Here is a 4,885-nt window from a genome sequence, read left to right on the forward strand (position 1 = left end):
GGTCGTGGCCACCGCCTCCGACGGCACGATCGACCACGCGGACCTGACCGCCAAGATCGAGCTGCACAAGGACGCCCTGTCCTGCATCATGATCACCTACCCCTCCACCCACGGGGTGTATGACGCCGACGTCCGCGAGGTCTGCGACGCGGTCCACGCCGCCGGCGGCCAGGTCTACATCGACGGCGCCAACCTCAACGCCCTCGTCGGACTGGCCCAGCCGGGCATGTTTGGCGGCGACGTCTCGCACCTGAACCTGCACAAGACCTTCTGCATCCCGCACGGCGGCGGCGGCCCCGGCGTCGGCCCGGTCGCAGCCAAGGCCCACCTCGCTCCGTTCATGCCCGGCAACGCGGCGGACCCGGCCAACGGCGCCGACGGCACCCCGATCTCTGCGTCGCGTTACGGCTCGGCCGGTGTCCTGCCGATCTCCTGGGCCTACGTGAAGCTCATGGGCGGCCAGGGGCTCACCGAGGCCACCAAGTCGGCCCTGCTCGCAGCCAACTATGTTGCGTCCCGACTGGACGAGCATTTTCCGGTGCTCTACATGGGCGCGGGCGGCCTGGTGGCGCACGAGTGCATCCTGGACCTGCGCGAACTCACGGCCAGGACCGGCGTGACGGCCGAGGATGTGGCCAAGCGACTGATCGACTTCGGGTTCCACGCCCCGACCCTGGCGTTCCCGGTGGCGGGCACCCTGATGGTGGAGCCCACCGAATCCGAGGACCTCGGCGAGATCGACCGCTTCATCACGGCCATGGTCGCCATCCGCGCCGAGATCGACCAGGTGGCCCACGGCGACTTCACCGTGGAGCACAGCCCGCTGCGCAACGCACCGCACACCGCCGCTGCCGTGATCAGCACCGACTGGACCCGCGAGTACCCGCGCGAGCAGGCCGTCTTCCCGGTCCACACGCTCAGGCAGGACAAGTACTTCCCGCCGGTCGGCCGGATCGACGGCGCAGCCGGGGACCGCAACCTGATCTGCTCCTGCCCTCCCCTTGAGGCCTTCGAGGAGAGCACAGCTTCCTTCGAGGAAAGCCCAGCAGCTTTCCAAGACAACACCGCAGCGTTCGAAAACTAGAGGATTGAACCAATGACTGAGAACTACACCGCTCTCTACGAGCAGCACAAAAGAGCCGGCGCCTCCTTCACGGACTTCGGTGGCTGGCAGATGCCGCTCAAGTACGAGTCGGAACTTGCAGAGCACCACGCTGTCCGCAACGCCGCTGGCCTGTTCGACCTCTCCCACATGGGCGAAGTCTGGGTCACCGGCCCGGACGCCGCCGCCTTCCTGGACTACGCCTTGGTCGGGAAACTGTCGGCGATCGCCGTTGGCAAGGCCAAGTACTCGCTGATCTGCAACACCGACGGTGGCATTATCGACGACCTGATCACCTACCGCCGTGGCGAGCAGAAGTTCCTCGTGGTCCCCAACGCGGGCAACGCCAAGGTCGTGGCCGCGGCCCTCGCTGAGCGGGCCGGTTCCGGGAAGGAGGGAGGGTTCGACGTCACCGTCCGTGACGCGTCCGCCGAGACCTCGCTGATCGCGGTCCAGGGACCCAAGGCCCAGGAGATCCTGCTGCGCCTGGTCCCCGCCGAGCAGCACGGACTCGTCACCGACCTGAAGTACTACGCCGCGGTTACGGTGCAGATCAGCGGACAGGATCTGCTTCTCGCCCGCACTGGCTACACCGGCGAGGACGGCTTCGAGATCTACCTTCCGAACGAAGACGCGGCGGGTCTCTGGGAATCCCTGCTCGAATCAGGGGAAGAACACGGCCTCATTCCCGCAGGCCTCGCGTCCCGCGACTCCCTGCGCCTCGAGGCCGGCATGCCGCTCTACGGCAACGAGCTCTCCCGCTACGTCAACGCCTTCGCCGCCGGGCTGGGCCCCGTTGTCTCGCTCGCCAAGGAAGGCGACTTTGTTGGTAAGGAGGCGCTGACGGCGATCAAGGCTGCGGGCGTCGGCTCGTCCATCGGACTAAAGCTCGTGGGACTCAAGGGCACGGGCCGCAGGGCAGCCCGAGCCCATTACTCGGTCCTCAAGAACGGATCGCTCATCGGCGAGGTGACCTCGGGTCAGCCGAGCCCGACGCTCGGTTACCCGGTCGCCCTGGCGTATGTCGACGTCGAGCACTCAGAACCTGGCACGATCGTCGACGTCGATCTGCGCGGCAAGGCGGAACCGTTCGAAGTCGTCGCCCTGCCTTTCTACAAGCGCCAAAAGTAAGTCCCCTCGGGTCGCCTTTGGCCTTTCGGGGCCAAGGGCATACAAGTTTTACGAACCAGCAGAAAGAAGGATTTGAGATGAGCAAAGTAGTTGCTGAACTGATGTATTCGGCTGAGCATGAGTGGGTTGCCTCAGATGGTGCCGGCCCCGCGGGTATTGGTATTTCCGCCGTCGCCGCGGATGCCCTGGGGGATATCGTCTACGTGGATCTGCCCGAGGTCGGGTCCACGGTGACTGCGGGGGAGACGTGCGGCGAGGTCGAGTCGACCAAGTCCGTTTCGGACCTGTACGCTCCGGTGACGGGCGAGGTGACCGAAATCAACGCGGCGGTCGTCGATGATCCCGCGTTGATCAACAGCGATCCGTACGGTGCCGGGTGGCTCTTCAAGGTGGCGGTCGTTGAAGAGGGTCCGTTGCTTTCGGCGCAGGAGTATGCGTCCAAGAACGGTGGCGAGCTGTGAGCGCGGCGCAGGTAACCACGTTTGAGCAGGTCGTTTCCCCGAGCCTGGACGCGGACCTGTCCGCCCTGGATCCGGAGATCGCCGCGCGGATCGATGCCGAGCTGACCCGCCAGCGGGACGGGCTGGAGATGATCGCGTCGGAGAACCACACGGCCAGGGCGGTGATGCAGGCGCAGGGTTCGGTGCTGACGAACAAGTATGCCGAGGGTTACCCGGGGAAGCGCTATTACGGCGGCTGCGAGCACGTGGACGTGATCGAGCAGCTCGCGATCGACCGGGTCAAGGCCCTGTTCGGTGCCGGGTTCGCGAACGTCCAGCCGCACTCCGGCGCGCAGGCCAACGCCTCGGTGATGCACGCCCTGATCCGGCCGGGCGACACCATCATGGGCCTGAACCTGGCGCACGGCGGGCACCTGACGCACGGCATGAAGATCAACTTCTCCGGCCGGCTCTACAACGTGATCCCGTACCAGGTCCGTGAAGAGGACCACCGGATCGACATGGCCGAGGTCGAGCGCCTGGCCCTGGAGCACAAGCCGGCGCTGATCGTGGCCGGCTGGTCCGCGTATGCCCGCCAGCTGGACTTCGCGGAGTTCCGCCGGATCGCCGACTCGGTGGGCGCCTACCTGATGGTGGACATGGCCCACTTCGCCGGCCTGGTCGCGGCCGGGCTGCACCCCTCCCCGGTGCCGCACGCGCATGTGACGACCTCCACGACGCACAAGACCCTCGCCGGTCCGCGCGGCGGCATCATCCTCTCCAACGATGCCGAGATCGCCAAGAAGATCAACTCGGCGGTGTTCCCCGGCCAGCAGGGCGGACCGCTGGAGCACGTGATCGCCGGGAAGGCGGTGGCCTTCAAGATCGCCGCGTCCGAGGAGTTCAGGGAGCGCCAGGAGCGCGTGCTGGCCGGTGCCCGGATCCTGGCCGGGCGGCTGGTCCAGGACGACGTGACCGCGAAGGGGATCAACGTGATCTCCGGCGGCACCGACGTGCACCTGGTCCTGGTGGACCTGCGTAACTGCGAGCTCAACGGTCAGGAGGCCGAGGACCGCCTCGCGGCGATCGACATCACGGTCAACCGCAACGCGGTCCCGTTCGACCCGCGTCCGCCGATGGTCACCTCGGGGCTGCGGATCGGCACCCCGGCGCTGGCCACCCGCGGTTTCGGCGAGGCGGCCTTCGCGGAGGTTGCCGATATCATCGCCGAGGCGTTGACCGCCGACGCCGGCGCGGACCTGTCCGGTCTGCGCGCCCGGGTTCAGGCCCTCGCCGCCGCCCACCCGCTCTACCCCTCGGTTGATAACCTCGCCTAGGCGACGTATGACTGAAGAAGACACGACGCCCGGCGGGCCGCGGCCATAAGCCGCCGCCCGGCGTCGTGCCTCCGGCGGCACGCACCGCCCACCGGCGCCCGTACCGCTTTCCGGCAGGACCCTCTGCCGGGCCACAGCAAGACCTAGTTAGGAACCGACAATGGCTGTTGGAGTCTTCGATCTCTTTTCCATCGGAATAGGGCCGTCCAGCTCGCACACGGTGGGGCCCATGCGGGCCGCCGCCGTTTTCGCCGAGGAACTCAAAGCCTCCGGTGACCTGGAGAAGGTGGCGTCGCTGCGCGTGGACCTCTACGGCTCCCTGGCCGCCACCGGCCACGGCCACGGCACCATGACCGCGATCCTGCTCGGCCTGGAAGGCTACCACCCCGAGCTGATCCTGCCCGAGGAAGTCGAGGAACGGCTCGCCGCGATCGCCGAGACCGGGAAACTGCAGCTGGCCGGCTCCGTGCAGCTGCCCTACGGGGTGAAGGACATCATCCTGCGCCCCCTGACCATCCTGCCCCGGCACACCAACGGCATGACCTTCACCGTTTCCGGCGCCGACGGCGAAGTCCTGCACACCGCCACGTTCTTCTCCGTCGGCGGCGGCTTCATCGTGCGCGAGGGCGAGGAGGACGCGGCGCTGAAGGAACTCGATGAATCGAAGAAGGAACTGCCGCTGCCGTTCCGCACGGCCGCGGAACTGCTGGGCCGCTGCCAGTCCAAGGGCCTCTCGATCGGGGAGATCATGTTCGTCAACGAGCGCGCCTCCCGGACCGAGGCGGAGATCCGCGACGGGCTGCTGCACATCTATTCGGTGATGGAGGGCTGCGTCGAGGTCAGCCTCAAACGCGAGGGGCTGCTGCCCGGCGGGC

4 protein-coding genes and 1 pseudogene are annotated in these 4,885 nt (G+C 67.3%); all 5 read left to right on the forward strand.

Annotated elements, in window-relative coordinates:
* Nucleotides 1-1,084 (forward strand): annotated as a pseudogene (locus C560_RS0117350) (glycine dehydrogenase (aminomethyl-transferring)); the annotation flags it as partial.
* Between the two features lie 12 nt (nucleotides 1,085-1,096).
* The gene (gene gcvT, locus C560_RS0117355; protein ID WP_026539149.1) at nucleotides 1,097-2,233 is read left to right on the forward strand and encodes a glycine cleavage system aminomethyltransferase GcvT; all 1,137 of its coding nucleotides are present in this window, start codon (nucleotides 1,097-1,099) and stop codon (nucleotides 2,231-2,233) included.
* Between the two features lie 77 nt (nucleotides 2,234-2,310).
* Complete coding sequence (gene gcvH / locus C560_RS0117360; RefSeq protein WP_026539150.1) at nucleotides 2,311-2,694, forward strand: glycine cleavage system protein GcvH; 384 nt, start codon at nucleotides 2,311-2,313, stop codon at nucleotides 2,692-2,694.
* On the forward strand, nucleotides 2,691-4,010 hold the full coding sequence (gene glyA, locus C560_RS0117365) for a serine hydroxymethyltransferase (protein ID WP_026539151.1): 1,320 nt from the start codon (nucleotides 2,691-2,693) through the stop codon (nucleotides 4,008-4,010). The genes gcvH and glyA overlap by 4 nt, the downstream gene beginning before the upstream one ends.
* Before the next feature lie 160 nt (nucleotides 4,011-4,170).
* Nucleotides 4,171-4,885 (forward strand): serine dehydratase beta chain (locus C560_RS0117370; protein ID WP_026539152.1); only part of this gene is annotated, 715 nt, incomplete at its 3' end.

The sequence above is a fragment of the Arthrobacter sp. 9MFCol3.1 genome (assembly GCF_000620385.1).
Lineage (GTDB): Bacteria > Actinomycetota > Actinomycetes > Actinomycetales > Micrococcaceae > Arthrobacter.

Bases quoted from the DNA above. Each gene is read 5' to 3' on its own strand.
- gcvT (WP_026539149.1), top strand. From the start codon at position 1,097: ATGACTGAGAACTACACCGCTCTCTACGAGCAGCACAAAAGAGCCGGC.
- gcvH (WP_026539150.1), top strand. From the start codon at position 2,311: ATGAGCAAAGTAGTTGCTGAACTGATGTATTCGGCTGAGCATGAGTGG.